Origin of the sequence: Gloeocapsa sp. DLM2.Bin57, from assembly GCA_007693955.1 — a bacterium.
GTDB lineage: Bacteria > Cyanobacteriota > Cyanobacteriia > Cyanobacteriales > Gloeocapsaceae > Gloeocapsa.
In genome coordinates this window covers 1-18098 of the sequence record RECR01000069.1, presented here as the reverse complement: position 1 = coordinate 18098, position 18098 = coordinate 1, and the positions used below count along the sequence as shown (strand labels likewise).

The 18098-nt window shown below is 36.9% G+C and carries 13 protein-coding genes; 7 read left to right on the top strand and 6 right to left on the bottom strand.

Annotation, left to right across the window (positions count from 1 at the left end; genetic code table 11):
• The first annotated feature begins 197 nt into the window (after positions 1-197).
• Positions 198-1325 carry a site-specific integrase gene (locus tag EA365_08805; GenBank protein ID TVQ45058.1) on the top strand — a complete coding sequence of 376 codons (1128 nt, stop codon included), beginning with the start codon at positions 198-200 and terminating at the stop codon, positions 1323-1325.
• Here the strand turns inward: EA365_08805 and EA365_08800 are convergent.
• The gene (locus EA365_08800; GenBank protein ID TVQ45057.1) at positions 1305-1604 is read right to left on the bottom strand and encodes a hypothetical protein; all 300 of its coding nucleotides are present in this window, start codon (positions 1602-1604) and stop codon (positions 1305-1307) included. The two genes, EA365_08805 and EA365_08800, sit on opposite strands and share 21 nt — an antisense overlap.
• A 75-nt stretch (positions 1605-1679) precedes the next feature.
• On the opposite strand from EA365_08800, the gene EA365_08795 reads away from it, so the two are divergent.
• From EA365_08795 to EA365_08785, 3 genes are all read left to right on the top strand, one after another.
• The gene (locus EA365_08795) at positions 1680-2360 is read left to right on the top strand and encodes a hypothetical protein (GenBank protein ID TVQ45056.1); all 681 of its coding nucleotides are present in this window, start codon (positions 1680-1682) and stop codon (positions 2358-2360) included.
• Positions 2361-2518: 158 nt separating this feature from the next.
• Positions 2519-6214 carry a hypothetical protein gene (locus EA365_08790; protein TVQ45055.1) on the top strand — a complete coding sequence of 1232 codons (3696 nt, stop codon included), beginning with the start codon at positions 2519-2521 and terminating at the stop codon, positions 6212-6214.
• Between the two features lie 95 nt (positions 6215-6309).
• A complete protein-coding gene (locus EA365_08785; GenBank protein ID TVQ45054.1) occupies positions 6310-11094 on the top strand; it encodes a damage-inducible protein in 4785 nt (1594 codons plus the stop codon).
• Positions 11095-11222: 128 nt separating this feature from the next.
• On the opposite strand, the gene EA365_08780 is transcribed toward EA365_08785, so the two are convergent.
• The 3 genes from EA365_08780 to EA365_08770 all read right to left on the bottom strand — a co-directional run bounded on the left by EA365_08780 (position 11223) and on the right by EA365_08770 (position 13436).
• Positions 11223-11939 (bottom strand): hypothetical protein, encoded by a 717-nt coding sequence (locus EA365_08780; protein TVQ45053.1) that lies wholly within the window; start codon positions 11937-11939, stop codon positions 11223-11225.
• A gap of 114 nt (positions 11940-12053) precedes the next feature.
• Entirely contained in the window at positions 12054-12656 is a 603-nt protein-coding gene (locus tag EA365_08775; protein ID TVQ45052.1) for a hypothetical protein, read from the bottom strand.
• A gap of 198 nt (positions 12657-12854) precedes the next feature.
• On the bottom strand, positions 12855-13436 hold the full coding sequence (locus tag EA365_08770) for a hypothetical protein (GenBank protein ID TVQ45051.1): 582 nt from the start codon (positions 13434-13436) through the stop codon (positions 12855-12857).
• Between the two features lie 249 nt (positions 13437-13685).
• Here EA365_08770 and EA365_08765 point away from each other — a divergent pair, with 249 nt between their 5' ends.
• Both EA365_08765 and EA365_08760 read left to right on the top strand, forming a co-directional pair.
• A complete protein-coding gene (locus tag EA365_08765; GenBank protein ID TVQ45050.1) occupies positions 13686-15893 on the top strand; it encodes a DNA/RNA helicase in 2208 nt (735 codons plus the stop codon).
• 75 nt (positions 15894-15968) lie between these two features.
• Positions 15969-16337 (top strand): SH3 domain-containing protein, encoded by a 369-nt coding sequence (locus EA365_08760; protein TVQ45049.1) that lies wholly within the window; start codon positions 15969-15971, stop codon positions 16335-16337.
• A gap of 22 nt (positions 16338-16359) precedes the next feature.
• On the opposite strand, the gene EA365_08755 is transcribed toward EA365_08760, so the two are convergent.
• Both EA365_08755 and EA365_08750 read right to left on the bottom strand, forming a co-directional pair.
• Positions 16360-16734 carry a hypothetical protein gene (locus EA365_08755; protein ID TVQ45048.1) on the bottom strand — a complete coding sequence of 125 codons (375 nt, stop codon included), beginning with the start codon at positions 16732-16734 and terminating at the stop codon, positions 16360-16362.
• Positions 16735-16750: 16 nt separating this feature from the next.
• Positions 16751-17044, bottom strand: a complete 294-nt coding sequence (locus EA365_08750) for a hypothetical protein (protein TVQ45047.1) — start codon at positions 17042-17044, stop codon at positions 16751-16753.
• A 309-nt stretch (positions 17045-17353) separates the two neighbouring features.
• Between EA365_08750 and EA365_08745 the strand changes: the two genes are divergently transcribed.
• Positions 17354-18098, top strand: a 745-nt coding sequence (locus EA365_08745; GenBank protein TVQ45046.1) for a DUF559 domain-containing protein, incomplete at its 3' end; no start/stop codon positions are given.

Below are 18098 nucleotides of genomic sequence, written 5' to 3'. Positions count from 1 at the left end.
AGGACTGAAAATCCTCGTGTCGGCGGTTCAAATCCGCCTCCTGGCATTTTATTGTGTTAACGGTTTTCTTTTAAAATCAAGGGTTAGTCAGAATCCGTCATTATCAAAGCACGGTTTTTGTGTTTCGCCTAATATATCCTAAAGTACCCTCAAGTTACCTCAAAAGACTAATGATTTTAGGCAAATTTTAGGCGCATATGGATTTGAAAACTAGACTAGAACAAGCTAATCAACGTCTCAAAGAAGATGGTTATCGCATTTCTATATGTCTTAACGGACTGAAAAATTTACTAGTATTACGGGGAACTTTCCCACCTAAACCCGATTCGGGAAAAGATCGCCCCTATCAACAGCGTCTTTCTTTACATCTTCCTGCTAATCCTAGGGGTGTTAAGGAAGCGGAAAGGGAAGCTAAGTATATTGGCGCTTTATTGGAGCGTCGGGAGTTTTGCTGGGATAAGTATCTGGTTCATCGTCAACAAGATCAAGCTGATACCTGTGCTGCGTGGATCGCTCGTTTTGAGCAGGATTATTTTAATAAGCGAAAACGAACTTATTCCTCTGAGACTACTTGGAAACTCGACTATGTTAGTGCTTTCAAAAAACTACCCCCCAAAGCGTCTTTAACGCAAGAACTACTAGAAGAAATCATTCTGACCACCGAACCTGATACCAGAACTAGAAAGCGGGTTTGTATGGTGTTTAATGCTTTGGCTAAGTTTGCTAATCTCAGTTTAGAAATACAAGATTTAAAGGGGAGTTACGAACCTCGCGCCCAAAGTCCTTTAGAACTACCTGATGATCAGGTGATTGCTAAGCATTATTACCAAATCCAAAACCCAGCTTGGCGCTGGGTATATGGCTTAATCGCTACCTATGGTTTACGTCCTCATGAAGCTTTTCGAGTGGACTTTGACAAGATTAGAGACGGTGATCAAGTGCTCTGTGTTCTGGAAAATACTAAAACTGGTTATAGAGAAGTATGGCCCATTTATCCTGAGTGGTATGATGAGTTTAATCTACAACAAGTAATCTTACCTCCGATTAAGCTCGATCGCCCTAACGCTAGTTTAGGCAATGCCGTTACTCAATATTTACGTAGAAATGCTCACATTCCTTTTCTACCCTATGCTTTACGTCATGCTTGGGCGGTTAGAACTTTAAGTTTCCATCTTCCTGTTTCTTTAGCTGCTCAACAGATGGGTCATTCGGTGGAGGTTCATACGAAAACCTACCACCGCTGGATTACTCGTGACCACCATCAAAAGGCTTTTGAGATGATTTTATCTCGAAGCGATCGCCCTCTACCTCCTAGTCTGGGGTAGTCCACTACATAATCCTTTCTCGGTTATGGCTTTGACGTTAAAGCGATATGTCCTCCTCGATTCGTCGGGGGTTAAATCAATATAGTGCAGTTTGGCTTTTAAAGCTCCTTTTTCAATCAGACTTCTTAAGAGTTTGGGGGAACAATCTAACGAGATGGCTGCTTTTTTAATATCTACCCACTGCACTATTTTTTGATTTTCTTGAAGTATAGAGGCGATCGCTGGCGCTAGATCATTCTTAATAATCGCTTTAATTGCTTCTAAAGTTTCTTCAGTCATCGTTTTTTTCTACTAGTTATATGAGTAGATTACCAACAATCTCTTTATCGACGTTTTTAAAAAGACGTTTTAGACATGAAAAATTTCTACAACCCCACCAAAATTACCGTTGACTATACCCCAATTGCTAATCTGGCAAAGATTACCTCTCCTTGGTCTGAAGTTTTGTTTTTATTGACTACCCCTAATACAGAGAATGTTTTTTCTTTTGGTATTAGTCAAATAGATAAGTTAGTACTTGCTTATATGGCTAAGCTTGAATGGGATTCAAGAATTAAGATAATCGGAATCCCCCCTGATGAGAAAGAATATATCTATAAATTAGGTAACTTAACTCATAAATTACTGTTATTAATTAATGCTGTTTTTTTGGTTACTCCTCTTAACTACTATCACCCCGCTTCTATCTTTTTAGCTTTATTCAGGGAAAGAGAGGCTATTTTTTACGCTATTTCTGGGGAAACTAAATCAGGAATAATTACCCAGCAACAAAATATCAACCAACAGCTGCGTAATCTCGAAAATCCCTTTACTAGAAAACATACTCAAAGTTTTTTTGCCGCTGCTATTAAATTAGCGGAGCAAAACGATAACTGGAGAAAACAATATTATCTACCTTTCTATAAATCCAGAATGGAGTTAGTCACTTACATTAAAACTCCTCATGTAGCTGCTGTAGTTAAAGATAAGAAAGGTTTTGGCAATATTGCTAGACAAGGCAAGAAAAAAAATCAAAATAAAAGTCTTGCCAGGTAAGGCTTTGAGCCTAAATAATGTTTTCAGTTTTTCTAGATTTATTTAGATTACGATAGTCTTGTAATACAAAAAAAGCTCTGACTTCTCAGCCAAGAGCAAAACAAAACGAAAATTAATTTAATTCTAACTTGGTTGGGGCGTCAGGGAAAGGAGAAATAATGAAAATTTTCAATCCTTTTCTTGATTATAATAATGACTGTGACAGTTTGTCAAGTGTCACAAAGAGCCAATCTCTTGAAGGTAGAGAAGCCTTTAACAAGGCGTTAGAGGTATTAGGCGACCGCCTTCTGGTGGTGAAAGTAGGGACAAAGATTGCCTACCGCTTAGAGATTGAGAAGGCGATCGTAAAGAGTGTAGAGCGCCGTATAAAGGTACCTGGTGCTTGGATTTGGGCTACTAGACGTACTCCCTCAGATGTGTGGCAATGGCTAGAAGATCAAAGTCTTGATTTAGCTAATAAAAAACCCTCAGCTAATCTAGGTAATGGGGTTTTTTGGCTGCTGTCTCATGGGGATGACCTTACTAAAGACTCTGTCAAAGGTAGAGAATGGTTAACCACTGAGTTTGATAGTCAGACACCAGCAGAACAACAAGCAATTATAGACTGGTTTACAACACAGGGTTTAGAGCCAACCTTAGACAATCACTCTGGTGGGAAGTCTAGACAAGAGAGCTGGAAACTTAGCCGAATTTTACCCATAGCCGAAGCTACGCAGTTAGCACGGAAATTAGCCCTTATTTGTGGTGGTGATCCTGCGGTTACACTCCCACAACAAGTCACCAGATTCCCTGGTTTCTCAAGAGTCCAACGTCAAGATGGGGTGGTAGTCAAAACTCAACAGACTATTGAGCAGTGTAGTGGTGTCGTCTATACTCCAGAAGAATTTGAGAGTAAGTTAATTAAGCTGTATGAGTCTAAAGGGTTAGTTTATCCTCCCTATATAAGTGACGATACTTTTCGGGTAATCAAGAGACGTTGGTCAGAATTTACTGCTCCGATACTAACTCCTGAAGCGTCATCGGCTTTAAATGAATTGTTAGCGGGTGGTGTACCATCTTTACCCCGCTCCACTAAAAACAATAAGAGTAAAATTGCCTTTAATGATCAACCAATCAAGTTAACAGACTCCAGAATATCCAAACTATTAGATCAAGCGATCGCTTTTATCGGGGGAAGGGTTAGAGAAGATAACACCTATAGCCAAATATGGTTACCCATAGCAACAGCTTTAAAGCAGATATTAGGAGCAACTCAAGCTTTAATTATTCTAAGCTCGGTAGGTGGTAAAGAAACTGATTGGGCGGGGATATTAAGTACTGCACAATCAAACTATTTTAGTGACCCCGTTAGGGTTATATTTGCTAAAGCTAAGGAATTAGGTTTTAACTTAAAAGAAGCATCTAGAGATGTATTTAAACAGAGTCATAACCCCATAGAGATTGAACCACCCCGCGCAGATTATCAAGCCTATATCGCTAACGAGCAATATCAAGAATTAATTAACCAAGCTATCGCCGATTATGGGGAACAAGAACAACTTGAGTACTATGGAGCAAGTTTTGACTCTTTCTGGGAACAAATAGAAACAGCCCTCTGGGTAGAATCCACTGTAGCCTATAGTGAGCAAGTAGATATCTGGTTTAGGAGGGGTGAGAGACACAGAGCTTATCTTGAAGCCAAAACCCAAGGATACAAATATATTTTAGATGCCTCTCGAACAGGTACAGGGAAAGACTATGATAACTCCTTAAGATTCCCCGAATTAGTAAAGGTACAGAATGAAGATGGGACCACAGAAGAAAAACCTATTAGCAAGATTTGGTTTCTTGACTCTGATTACAAAAATAAGGATAAAGATTTTGAGACTTGGGCTATACTAGAACCCAGACATAATGGTTTGTATGAAGATCATAGCCGTACTACTGATACAGGTAAACCCTATCTAGTAGTTGAGCCAAAAGTAGAAAATCAAACACCCATAGTCTCTGGTAATTGCGATCGCGCTCCTCTGTTCGGGATGGCTCGCTCTAAAGGAGTACCCGATGTTGACAAGAGTGGGAAACATAATCCTTTATGTGCTGGGTGTGCACATTTTCAGAGTTGCAAGTCTGTCAGGGAATTTGATGCTCAAGATACAGGATATGGTTATATAGGCACTAGAGCCAAAACAATCGAAGAATCAGCCAGAATACTAGCTCATGCCCAAAATTTACCTAGAAATTATGACTACTCCAAAGATACTCTAATAGTCAACGAAGCAGGTAACACCCTAAACCTGCAAACTCCAGCCCAAATTAACTCATCTGATTGGGATAAAGCCTACGCTTTAGCTATGGGCAACACAGAGTTAACCCATGGGGAAAAAGATGTTCTCACCAGGATACACCAATTAAAAGACAGTATCTATGGAGATACATCCAAACACGGGTTAGATTTAAAAGCATTAAGAGAATTACTGCAACTAGAGGGAATTGCTCCAGAGACTTTAAGCACACTCCAAACCAAAATAAACCACTATCAGCAAGGGGTATTTGCTGAGCTACTTCAGTCACTGCAAGATTTAGATTCAGTTACCCTCTCGGAAGCTCCTAATATATCAGCAGCTAGTTTAGCTATAGCCAGAAGCGCTTACAAACGTTCTCAAGTTGCAGCTGCACTCTCAAAAATAAAAGATTTCCCCCCCTACTTCCTAGGGGACTTAATTGGCATTATTTGGTTGCAAAATCAAGGGTTTGCTTCCTACCGCAAAGGAATTTTAACCGTAACCACCAGAGACGATAGCCTAGCTAAAATTTTAAGCCAAGCCAAACAAGTAACCCTACTAGACTCTACCCTAACCAAAGAAAGAGCAGCCCGACTCTTAGGAATTAAGCCAGATGAAATATGCGTTGTGGCGCAAGATGAAGTAAGTACCGCAAATCTAAATATTACGCGTTTTGAATTAGGCGGTGATAATAGCAACTCCTGGAGCGATTCTTATCTTGATAGGTTAGCGCTATTAGAGGGTGAGTTCTTACGAAGATTCCCCCAAGGTAAAGTAATCGTACCTAAACGGTTAGGGGACATTTTAGGAGCTGACATGACTTACATGAGTCAGACTCGTGGAGCTAACCGCTTTAAAGGTTGTCATATGTTTATCAAGCCTGTGCTACCTGATGTTGGAGCTATTAAAACAGATTTTTATCTTGAGTATCCTAACGGCAGCGATAACGAGTTTGAACAATACTATAAACAGCGAATACTAGATGAGCTGATCCAAACTATAGGGCGTAACCGTTGGCATTGGTATCGGGAGCAAGAATTACACGTGTGGCTATGTTTACCAGAAAAGATATCAGCAAAAGACATAGTCGCGCGCGGCTTACCCTGCGAGACTAAACCAGTAGCTGAATATTGTTTAGAAGCTGCTCCTCTAACTCAACAAAAAGTAGTTAAAGTCTTCCAATCTATCTGTCAGCAGGTCAAAAAAGGGGTAAAAGTAACCCAAGAGTTTTTAGCCTCCAGAGTAGGAGTCCACCAATCGAATATCTCTAGATTATTAAAACAATTAAACTACCCCCTAAAAGATTTAACTAAATTATGCAAAGACCTATATATAACTATTAAACGTAAGCGCATAATTTCAGATCCCCCCCCACCTGAGTTAATGGATATATGTGAGGCGATCGATTTAGATCCTCTTTGGGTGGTAGCCCTTATTTTAGAAGAATGGGAAACTAATGGGTTCAAATTCACCCCCCCTACCTGGTTAACTTACTTGAATAAGGAATATAGAGAGAAATTATGGGCGATTATAATGACTAGCTTCATTGCTTATCGGGTTAACGAGTCACCCCCATGGGCAACAAGTTAAGAAAAATAGAAGAATTAATTCTTAATTCTTCTTTCAGGATATACTGTAAAAATTCTCCAAAGCTTTACTAACCCATGCTATAAGATATAGATGTTATGACTATCCACACTATCCTAGAAGAATTTAGACAGACAGCTAACTCTCAAAGAGATAAAGGGGATAAGTTTGAACATCTAATCAAACAGTATCTACAAACAGACCCCATCTACCAAGAACATTTTAGTAAAGTTTGGTTATGGATGGACTTCCCGTTACGAAATCATGCACCTGATACAGGGATTGATTTAGTGGCACAAGAAGCTGATACAGGTGATTATTGTGCCATTCAATGTAAATTTTATGACCCTAATTATACCTTAGAAAAGAAAGATATTGACTCTTTTTTCACAGCTTCTGGTACTAACTTATTTAGGAAAAGGATAATTGTTTCTACCACCAATAAATGGAGTAAACACTGCATTGAAGCTATCACCAATCAACAAATACCAGTTAATCGTATCACCATAAATGATTTAGCTAATAGCCCCATTGACTGGAGTCAATTTACCCTACAGCAGCAACTAAAACTTAACCCCAAAAAGACAATTAGACCACATCAACAAATTGCTTTAGATGCTGTTATTAAAGGGTTATCTGAAGCAGACAGGGGTAAGTTAATCATGGCTTGTGGCACTGGTAAAACATTTACCGCCCTTAAGATTGCTGAACAGTTTAGGGGTAGTAATAATTTAGTTTTATTCTTAGTACCTTCCATTTCCTTATTGTCCCAAACCCTGAGAGAATGGACAGCAGAAACATCAATTTCTCTACATAGTATCGCTGTTTGTTCTGACACAAAAGTAGGTAAAAGTAAACGTAAAAGTGATGATGACCTGGCTGATATAACTATTAATGATTTACCCTTCCCCCCTAGCACTAACTATCAACAAATTATTAACTCTTATAACCATAGTAAAGGCAAAAAAGAGCTAACTGTTATCTTTTCTACCTATCAATCCATCTCAGCAATAGCAGAAGCTCAAAAACAAGGATTACCTGAGTTTAACTTAATTATTTGTGACGAAGCCCATCGTACAACAGGTGTCACAATAGCAGGAGCTGACGAATCCTATTTTGTTAAAGTCCATGACCAAAAGTTCATCAAAGGGCAAAAGCGTTTGTACATGACAGCTACTCCCAAGATATACGAAGATAGTGTTAAAGTACAAGCCCAGGAAAATGACGCTTTACTCTGCTCCATGGATGATGTAGATATTTACGGTAGGGAGTTGCATCGCTTAGGGTTTGGTGAAGCTGTAGCCAACGGTCTATTAACTGACTATAAAGTAATGGTGTTAGCCGTAGATGAAGCTTATGTTAGTGCCACATTCCAAAGACAATTAGCAGATGCTGACAACGAATTAAATCTAGAGGATGCAGTCAAGATAACAGGGTGCTGGAATGGGTTATCTAAACGCTTACAAACGCAAGATACAGAAATACAAGAAGACTTACAACCCATGAAACGAGCTGTAGCCTTCTCCCGTAGCATATCAGATTCTCAGAGAATCGTTAGTTTATTTGAGAATATAGTTAGTCATTACAAGATGACTAATTCAGATGACGAAAACGTTTTAGACTGTCAAATAGAGCACGTAGATGGTAAGCAAAATTCATTAGAGAGAATAGCTAAACTAGAATGGTTGAAAGCTGATACCTCAGCACATGGTAATATCTGTCGCATCCTTTCTAATGTTCGTTGTTTATCTGAAGGGATAGATGTACCAGCCCTTGATGCTGTTATCTTCCTTACCCCCCGTAACTCTGTTGTTGATGTGGTGCAGTCTGTAGGTAGAGTTATGCGGAAATCAGAGGGGAAAAAATACGGTTATATTATTCTCCCTGTAGGTATTCCTGCTGATATGTCCCCAGAAATTGCCCTAAAGGATAATAATAAATATAAGGTTATCTGGCAAGTTCTACAAGCCTTAAGAGCCCATGACGATAGGTTTAACGCCACTGTTAACAAGATTGAATTGAATCGCAGCAGACCACCCCAAATTAATATTATCGGTGTAGGGGCTGGTAATGATCATAATAATCTCACTAGCAATAATAACAGTGATTATACCCCTAAACAACTTGAGTTAAACTTCCCTATCGAAGAATGGCGTAATGCAATTTATGCCAAGATAGTGGTTAAATGTGGAGATAGACGTTATTGGGAGGATTGGGCAAAAGATGTAGCAGCGATCGCCCAGAGTCACGTCTCTAGAATTAAAGCTTTACTACAAAACCCTGAATCTGAAGCTAAACAAGCCTTTGACCAGTTTTTACAGGGGTTGCACAATAACATTAATCCCAACGTTACCTCCGATGAAGCCATCGAGATGTTATCCCAACACCTAATTACTAAACCAGTATTTGATGCTTTATTTGAGGGTTATGAGTTTACTAAATTTAACCCAGTATCTCAGACAATGCAGAAAATCCTAGATGTATTAGAAGGGGAATCACTAGCAAAGGATGTAAAAAAACTAGATAAATTCTATCAAAGTGTTAGAGAAAGAGCTTCAGGAATTGATAACGAAGCAGGTAAACAACGCATCATAATAGAGCTATATGATAAATTCTTTCGTACAGCTTTCCCTAAATTAGTAGAAAGGTTGGGGATTGTTTATACTCCCGTAGAAGTAATCGATTTTATTATTAACAGCGCTAATGTAGCCTTAAAACAAGAGTTTGGCGTTAGTTTATCTGCTGAAGGAGTACATATTTTAGACCCCTTTACAGGTACAGGAACTTTCTTAGTCAGACTCCTCCAAAGTGGACTGATTAAACCAGAAGATTTACAACGTAAGTTTACCTCAGAATTACACGCTAACGAGATTGTTTTATTAGCCTACTACATTGCTGCTATTAACATCGAGGAAACCTATCACTATCTATCGGGTAATGAGTATCAACCTTTTAATGGTATAGTCTTAACCGACACCTTTCAAATGTATGAAAATGACGGTTATTTATCAGAACTAATCTTCCCTGAGAATAACCAACGGGTAATAACACAAAAGCAACAAGATATTACTGTTATTGTGGGGAATCCTCCTTACTCTGCTGGTCAAACTAGTGAGAATGACGGTAATAAAAATCTTAAGTATCCAAGATTAGACGAGCAGATTAGAGATACTTATGCTAAATATTCTACTGCTACTAATAAAAATAGTCTTTATGACTCTTATATTAGGGCTTTTAGGTGGGCTAGTGAGCGAATTAAAGATAAAGGATTAGTTTGTTTTGTGAGTAATGGTTCATTCATTGATAATAATGCCATGGATGGCTTTAGGAAATGTTTAACAGAGGAGTTTACTAGTATCTATTGTTTTAATTTAAGAGGTAATCAGAGAACTTCTGGAGAAGAATCAAGAAAAGAAGGAGGTAAAATTTTTGGCTCAGGGAGTCGAGCTACTATAGCTATTATTATCTTAATTAAAAACCCTGATAAACCCCCAGCCCCCCAAATTAATTATTATGATATAGGTGATTATTTAAGCCGAGAACAAAAGTTAGCTACTCTAAAAAAACTGGTTGATATTTCAGCTATTACCTGGACAGAGATAACTCCTAATGCTAGTCATGACTGGATTAACCAACGTAATGATATATTTGAAAGTTTTATGCCTTTAGGTGATAAGAAAGATAAAACAAGTAAAACTATTTTTGATTTATATTCAAGGGGAATAGGAACTAGTAGAGATGCTTGGGCTTATAACTTTTCTGAGCAGTCAGTTATCAGTAATATGACTAGAATGATTGACTTTTATAATAGTCAAGTAGAAGCATTCCAAGCATCTTTACAAGGTAAACAGATTGCTAATCCTGAAGAAAGAAAGAAAAAAGTAGAAACCTTTATCAATAATGACCCTACTAAAATTAGTTGGTCAAGAGGCTTAAAAAATGATTTAGGAAAATCAATTAGTCATAGCTTTTGTAGTAACTCTTTATTTAAGGGAACATATAGACCTTATTGTAAACAATGGGCTTATTTTAATAAAGATTTTAATGATATGATTTACCAAATGCCTAAAATATTTCCTAATCAAGACTTAGAAAATCAGGTCATTTGTGTAACTGGGATAGGAGCTAGTAAAGATTTCTCAGCTTTAATAACTAATACATTACCCGACTTAGGATTAATCTCAACCGGTCAATGTTTCCCCTTATATACCTACGAAAAACAGGAAGATTTAGGCTCATTATTTGCCACAGCTACAGAAGAATACGTAAAAAAAGAGAACATACCAGACATAATCTTAATCGACTTTCAGCAGGTATATCAAGATAAAACTATCAGCAAAGAAGATATCTTTTACTACGTTTATGGGGTATTGCATTCCACAGAATATAAACAACGGTTTGCATCTGACTTAAAGAAAATGTTACCTCGTATCCCTTACTGTAAAGACTTCTGGGCATTTAGTAAAGCAGGAAGGGAGTTAGCCTATTGGCACTTAAACTATGAAGAAATAGAACCTTATCCCGTGGAGGAATACAAAAAAGACTTATACCTTGAGTCTAAAGATTACCTAGTAGAAAAAATGGTATTTGGCAAGAAAGGTAAAGCAGTAGATAAAACAACAATTATCTACAATAGCAAGATAACCTTATCACAAATACCCTTAGAAGCTTATGACTATATTGTTAACGGTAAATCAGCTATAGAGTGGGTGATGGAGAGATACAAAATAACCAAGGATAAGGATAGCGGGATAACCAATAACCCCAATGATTGGTCAGAAAATCCCCGCTATATAATTGATTTGGTTAAGAGGGTTGTTAGGGTTAGTGTAGAAAGTATGGCGATTATTAATAACTTACCAGCGCTCCAGGAAAGAACATAATATCCAAGTGATGACTATAAACGGCATCATGGGGTAAATTGTATTAAAGCTATTTTTTGGCTTTCCTGTTATCTAGGGTGCAAGCCTTAAGCCTTACTACTTAACTCATTTAGGTTAAAGGAGTGGGTTTAGTTATTATGGCATTCTTGATTTATTCTTTCAGCATAACGACGAGCAGCATCTAACTCATCTTCTTCAATGGTTTCGCCATAAATACTCACAAATTCTTGTGTGATTCTAGTTTCACATTCTTGATAAGTTTCAGAGCTATTTTCTTCTTCTTGAACATCTTCAGTAGTTTCTGATGAAGTAAAGGGGAGTGTTTCTGAACCAACCGCCCCAATAAATGCAAGCAAAAAAATTCCTATGATAACTATGGCTAAACATCCTATTCCACATCCGCCCCCTCCTTCTCCATTTACGCTCTTTTGTACCTCTTCCACGCGTTTTTCTGTTTGTTCTGAGGGTGATTCTACTGTACCACCTAATAATTCATTATAGGTATTAGAGTCGGTTACCCCTACTAGAGTTCTCCCATCCTCCAGTTTTAATATAAAAGCCATTTTTTTTTCCTTACCTCCCGCTAAAAGTCCTGCAGCTAAACCTATTGGACCTAGTAATAGCGATCCTGTAACACCCCAAAATATTTTACCTCCTATATTGGTGACATTCTCTTCATTAGCTATAGCTATTTCTGCAATTGCAGATCTATGGATAACTTCTCCTTTAGGGTTCAAAGCAGTTTTTAGTGTTAAGGTTTTGTCGAAATAATTGTAGATATTGATATACGTAGTATCAGACTCATCATTAAGAAAATCCCCTGCTACAACTTTTATACGTGACATTTAATAGACCTTTGAACTTACTATTGTTTATAAACTACATCTCGGAAGGAAGGATTTTCGGAAAAATACTCTCTCATTTCTGTCGCGCATTTCTAATCCCTAATTCTTAATTCCTCATTCCTCATTCATTCCCGACTGTAGGATAGTTTGCATTTCTCTGTATTCATCTGGACAAACTTCTTCGTATGAATATTGTTCTACTGCATCATATAAATACTTAGCTAAATAAATAAAAGCAATATCCATATCTTCCATTTCTTGGTTAATTTCGTAATTGGAAAGTCCTTCTTGTTCTAAAGATGCTCTTAATATTGATAGATATTTTTCAGCACGAAAAGAAATCATTGCATTAGTGTGGATTGGATCGATATGATATGAAAGATCGATATAATATAAAGGAGAAGTTCTGCTTTGATTATAGGCACGAACAAATCTATCAGCTCTATTACACCAAAAATCTACTATTACATTTCTTGATTCATTAGGATTACTTTCAAATTCTTCTGCTATATTTTCCAAATCTAAAATAAGGTTAATAACTCTTTTTTTTGAGACTCCATCTATCCCATTTTCATCTCCATATTTAATTAAGATAGGTTTTAATTGTTGTTCAGCTACAGTGGGGGATTTTCTACTAAATAAATATAAACCAACAGCCACAGTAGCAGAAAGCGCCAAAATAGTAGTGAAAAGTAAGGTTTTTTTCCTAAATAGCATGGGGGGTTATTCCTTATGACTTTCCTTGCAGAATGGATCAGCACTTATCCCAAGGGTGCTATAACCAAGGGAGTGCCTAAATCTTTATCTAGAATTAACTACAGGGTAGAAGTTAGTGAATTCGGAATTTTCCATTCTTAATTCCTAATAACTGTCGTCCACCGTCCACTGGATAATCCATCGCTATGTCCATTTATATTAAAGATTACACAAGTTAATTTTCTCAACCCTCCATAAGAAACTACTACCCTGTTTACCCGATCGGGTAAACTTAAACCCGCAGTAATGATACTCATTTTTACCCTGGAGGGTACTAGGAGCAAGATTAATAATTGCAGCTAAGCGACTAGTGGGGATGATCCAATCATTATCTGCTATTTCTTGGAGTATCCTAAAATCATCAACCCCGCTTGGAAAGTGTGGTAATATTGCTCTGACTGTTTCTTTAATCAGAGTAGTGATACCATCTAAAGGTAAAACAAGTTGACCAGAAGGTAAAACAGTTAGTTGCTGAAGATCATTATTAACTATCATTTGGGTTGAGTCGTCTGATTTATCGTCCACCCCTGATTTATTGATAAACTCTTGAATAGTTCCTCCTTTTTTAAGGTAATCATCCAAGTCGTCGAGTCTCTCTAATTCTGCAATAGTCAAGTAAGATTTGCGATTGATGCTGTGAGGAGTGATTCCGAGTTGGTTAAGACGACTGTAAACTTGAGAACGTCCAATACCATAGCGAGAGCTTAATTGCTGCACAGGAAAGTTATTTATCTGGAGCATAACTTAAAGATTATGTTTTTCGTCTGTATGTCTATTATACAGCAAATACTTTAAAGTGTCGTCCACTGTCTGCTGGACAGTGGTAATATTGGTTATTGCAATTTTATAGCTGTTGACTTGGTTACTACTGCTTATCCCTTTATTTTTTGTCTTCTACCTAAAAAATTTGCCAAATTTTCCGAAATCAGAGAAAAAACTACTGTTGATTAAACTAGAGACGAAAAATGAAATCATAAGGTAGGATTGGCGATGTCAGTAAAAACTAGGGATAAGGGAAGAAATTTCATTGAAACTATAGCCGTTAATACTAGTGGGAAAATTTATGAGCAAACTGTGTGGGAAGCTTGTAAAAAGGCTTTTTCCTCTCGTGAATGTATAGGATATTGGAGATACCCCATATTTAGTAATACTGGCGATCGCCGTAAAGAACCAGATATTTTGATTGCAGATCGTGAACTTGGTTTAGTTGTAATCGAAGTAAAAGGATTAACTATAGACCAAATTACCTCGATTAATGGACATCAATGGGTATTTAACAACTTTTATCAGTCTCAAGGTAGTCCCTACCAACAAGCCGAAGACCAATTATATAGTCTCTTAGGTTATTGTAACCGAGAGCGGGAAATTCGCAACCAAGTAAGAGCAAGAGCGATCGTAGCTTTACCTTTAATCTCAGAAACACAATGGCAACAAAAAGGGTTTGATCAACTTCCTAGTTGTCCTCCGATTATCTTTAGTGATCAATTAGGAGAAAAAACCCTATTTAATAGAATCTCCGAATCAACCCCTGTACAATCTGGAAAAAATTTAGATGCTGATCAATGGCGTATTCTATCAGCTGTTATTGGAGGTACTGCTATTTTAAGAAAACCTTCTGAAGAGGTTATTAATGTTAGTAATTCTAACGGTAAAGTAAGATCTCACATCATCCAGCAATTAGATAGTCGCTTATACGAATTAGATTTACAACAAGCCAATATTGGGGTACAAATACCTCCAGGAGTGCAGCGAATTAGGGGTATAGCAGGTTCTGGTAAAACAGTAATGCTATGTCAGAAAGCAGCGCATATGCACTTAAAATATCCTGATTGGGATATAGCCTTAGTTTTTTTTACCCGTTCTTTATATGACCATATACAAGGGTTAGTAGATCGATGGTTAAAACATTTTAGCAATGGCGACGTTAGCTATGATGATTATAAGGTTCAACAAAAACTAAAAATCCTACACGCTTGGGGAGCTAAAGACCAACCAGGATTTTACCGTACAGTTAGTGAAGAACATACAGGATATGCTTTGAAAGTAAAGGATACATCATATAGAAACCCAAGTCAAGGTTTAGCAGATTGTTGTAAAAGATTAATAGACAAAACAATTATCAAACCTATGTTTGACGCTGTACTAATCGATGAAGGTCAAGACTTAGTAGTAGATCCTGCTGAACTACAATACGAAAGTAAACAGGTTATTTATTGGTTAGCTTACCAATCTTTACGTCCTTGTAATCTTGAAAAACCCGCACAACGGCGACTAATTTGGGCTTATGATGAAGCCCAAAGTTTAGAAACACTTAAAATTCCCACAGGACCAGTATTATTTGGAAAAGATGAGCAATTAAAAGATTTACTAAGGTATCCCCATAAAGGTGGTATCAAAGCATCCGAAATCATGAAACGATGCTATCGTACTCCTGGTCCTATTATAGTTGCAGCTCACGCTATAGGAATGGGGTTAAAAAGACCTGAAGGGATGCTATCTGGAATAACAAGACAAGAAGATTGGGAAAATATAGGTTATGAAGTACAGGGGAAATTTAATCAGAAAAATGAAATTACTATTACTCGTCCCCTAGAAAATTCGCCCAATCTTATTGCTAGTCTTTGGGATGAGTCGGTGATTCAGTTCCATACGTATGGTTCTCGACAAGAAGAATTAGCAGCTTTAGCTCAAAATATAAAACACAATCTAGAACACGATGAACTATATCCTAGTCAACAAATCTTAGTTATAGTTTTGGGCGATTATAGAGACGCATTTGGATTAGAAAATGAAGTCGCTAGATATTTAATCAACGAAGGTATTGATATTTTCATACCCTCAGCCACCAGTCTCAATGAACTTAATCCCCAATATCCTAATAATGACCCTAATGCTTTTTGGTTTGAAGGAGGAGTAACAATTTCCAAAATTCATCGCGCTAAAGGAAATGAAGCTGACATGGTATATGTTGTTGGTTGTGATTTTATAGCAAGAAATGAGTCAAGCATCAAACTGCGTAATCAACTATTTGTCGCTTTAACCAGAGCGCGCGGTTGGGTTAACCTTAGTGGAATTGGTGATTATCCACTTTACGAGGAAATTAATGAGGTACTTAATAGTGGTAATACTATTACTTTCTTTTACGATCCTAATTATCGAAACCGTCGCAATTTAAATGATGAATCAGATGTAGAGTAATTTAATAGCGCTACGGGTAATGGGATGGGGGGGGGAAGGGGTACTGTTTTGTAAAACTATAATTGGAGTTTGAACATGAGATATTTTGTTAAGTTGTTGGTGTTTTCTCTATTTGTATTTCCTCTCAATCTTACTTTGAGCAACAAAGTTTTAGCGACTATTGAAGATCCACTTATCATTAGTACTGGTAATAATCAAGGTGCAGTCAATATCAGAACTGGTCCTGGAACAGAATACGATATTGTTAAAACTGTACCTGATGGGACTGAAGTATGGTGGTGTAGTCAGTGCGTTCAGGAAGAGGTAGTAAGAGTAGATTCTTATGGTTGTGAGTGGTATAGTGTTTATTTACGTGAGGAAAAAATAGGTGGTTTTGTTAGGACTGATTTCTTATTAAGACAAGGTAATTTTGGGAGAGTAGCTGATGCTTGTATGGGAAATTAAGATATACTGACAAGATTTAAACTTATTTTTTACTACGACTACTTCCGAAGTAAAAGCCTAAAACTGCGCCAATTAAACCAACCTGATTAGTTATCAGTAACGTAAAAACATCTTTTGAGTAAGTAAATCTTTCTGTCCTTTCTTCCTCTTTTTCTACGGGCACAAACAAAACCAGCCCCGATACTACAACAGATAATAAATAAGTACCGCCTAAAATCCAAATCATTGTTTTAGCTAATATTGATCTGGTGTCCTCTCTCCTTATATCCAGTTCATCAGCTAAATCTATTTTTTCTTCTGGAGTAATTTCCCGCTCAATTTTATTTGATATACTTTGAATCTCTTGTTGACTACTGGTATTGCCAAGAGATTCACTTTCTCCTGTTTCTTGACTCATTAATTAATATTATAGTTTAAGCTAAATTAACTAAAGCAGGCGTGAAATTGACTCTTTTAAGAGATTTATCGGGCTTGGAAACAAAAATTCTAGATCCAGATTTTTCAGCTGCTAATAAATAGTCAATAAATATATCTCCTTCTGGACTGTCAAATATTTCAGGGGTAAAGTCAATAACCTTTAAGTTATTGATTGTTTTTAATCTTCTTATCCCTGTTTTAGATTGATAATCTGCTGTTTTTTGAATATAAAACTTAGCACCTTCTTGATAAGATTGCTTTAAGTAATTAACAATATCTTCACGGTTCATTGTAGCATCCTCGAATGAGTAGTTATTTTTACCTTTCCTGTTTTTCTTAGCTAAACAGGGGATGACTAATTATATTCTAAATTAAAAGTTGCCGTTTTTCTCCAAAAAACCTACAAAAATAGCAAAAAATTACAAATTGGTTATTTTTATCAGAGTAACCAAGAACCAGCAAAACAGAGCCTGTTAGCCTTTAATAAGATGTTACAAAAAGAACTAGTGAATAAAAACTTAAAAAAATCTTAAATTTTTCCGAAATTACCATCTCAGTCACTGTTGTTAAAAATAGTTAGATTTCAAGGAACGTAGATAATGCCTAATCAAACCGAATCTTTTACATTCGCTGGAAAAGAACATTCGCACCAAGATGGAATAGTACCTATTGGGGGTAAGCTTCGCCATTTGGTTGAAGTGCAAACAGCTAAGTTATTAGATCTTCTCTTAGATTTAAGTAGTGTTCAAGAAGTTCAAAAAAGGCAACTGCGAACTAAAATAAAGAAATGGCTTTACAACAGAACTCGTCCTGGGTTTTATCTAGAAATAAAGGATAACCTTCATTTAGCTTATGCCCACCAAAAAGATGGTCATGGAACTCCACACTGGTGGCGACTTTTTTATGACGAAACATATAAACAAAAAATTGAGACTATGTTTGATCAACCATCTTCAATCGTTCCTTATAATACTCATTATGAAGAGAATAGTTATTGGGGAAGTTTTCAGTTTAGATCTACTGCTGAAAAGAAAATCGCACAAGAATTAGATAAAAACAACGTACTCTTTTTCGTTAATACTAAGGGGAAATTTGGTAATTTTTCCCACGTCTCTAACGATACTTTTTTTAATGGAGCAGTAGAGGTAGATTTTCTTGTCTATAATAATGGGAAAGCTATAATATTAGAAGTAGATGGTAAACATCATAACGAGAGTGAGACGGTTAAACGAGATTATTTGAGAGATCGCTTGTTATTAAAACAAGGACTGGTAACTGTAAGATTTACTGGCAAGGAATGTTTAAACAATCCTGGTTTAGTAGTAGAGGAGTTTCTCAGTTTAT

Bases quoted from the DNA above. Each gene is read 5' to 3' on its own strand.
- EA365_08805 (TVQ45058.1), top strand. From the start codon at position 198: ATGGATTTGAAAACTAGACTAGAACAAGCTAATCAACGTCTCAAAGAA.
- EA365_08800 (TVQ45057.1), bottom strand. From the start codon at position 1,604: ATGACTGAAGAAACTTTAGAAGCAATTAAAGCGATTATTAAGAATGAT.
- EA365_08795 (TVQ45056.1), top strand. From the start codon at position 1,680: ATGAAAAATTTCTACAACCCCACCAAAATTACCGTTGACTATACCCCA.
- EA365_08790 (TVQ45055.1), top strand. From the start codon at position 2,519: ATGAAAATTTTCAATCCTTTTCTTGATTATAATAATGACTGTGACAGT.
- EA365_08785 (TVQ45054.1), top strand. From the start codon at position 6,310: ATGACTATCCACACTATCCTAGAAGAATTTAGACAGACAGCTAACTCT.
- EA365_08780 (TVQ45053.1), bottom strand. From the start codon at position 11,939: ATGTCACGTATAAAAGTTGTAGCAGGGGATTTTCTTAATGATGAGTCT.
- EA365_08775 (TVQ45052.1), bottom strand. From the start codon at position 12,656: ATGCTATTTAGGAAAAAAACCTTACTTTTCACTACTATTTTGGCGCTT.
- EA365_08770 (TVQ45051.1), bottom strand. From the start codon at position 13,436: ATGCTCCAGATAAATAACTTTCCTGTGCAGCAATTAAGCTCTCGCTAT.
- EA365_08765 (TVQ45050.1), top strand. From the start codon at position 13,686: ATGTCAGTAAAAACTAGGGATAAGGGAAGAAATTTCATTGAAACTATA.
- EA365_08760 (TVQ45049.1), top strand. From the start codon at position 15,969: ATGAGATATTTTGTTAAGTTGTTGGTGTTTTCTCTATTTGTATTTCCT.
- EA365_08755 (TVQ45048.1), bottom strand. From the start codon at position 16,734: ATGAGTCAAGAAACAGGAGAAAGTGAATCTCTTGGCAATACCAGTAGT.
- EA365_08750 (TVQ45047.1), bottom strand. From the start codon at position 17,044: ATGAACCGTGAAGATATTGTTAATTACTTAAAGCAATCTTATCAAGAA.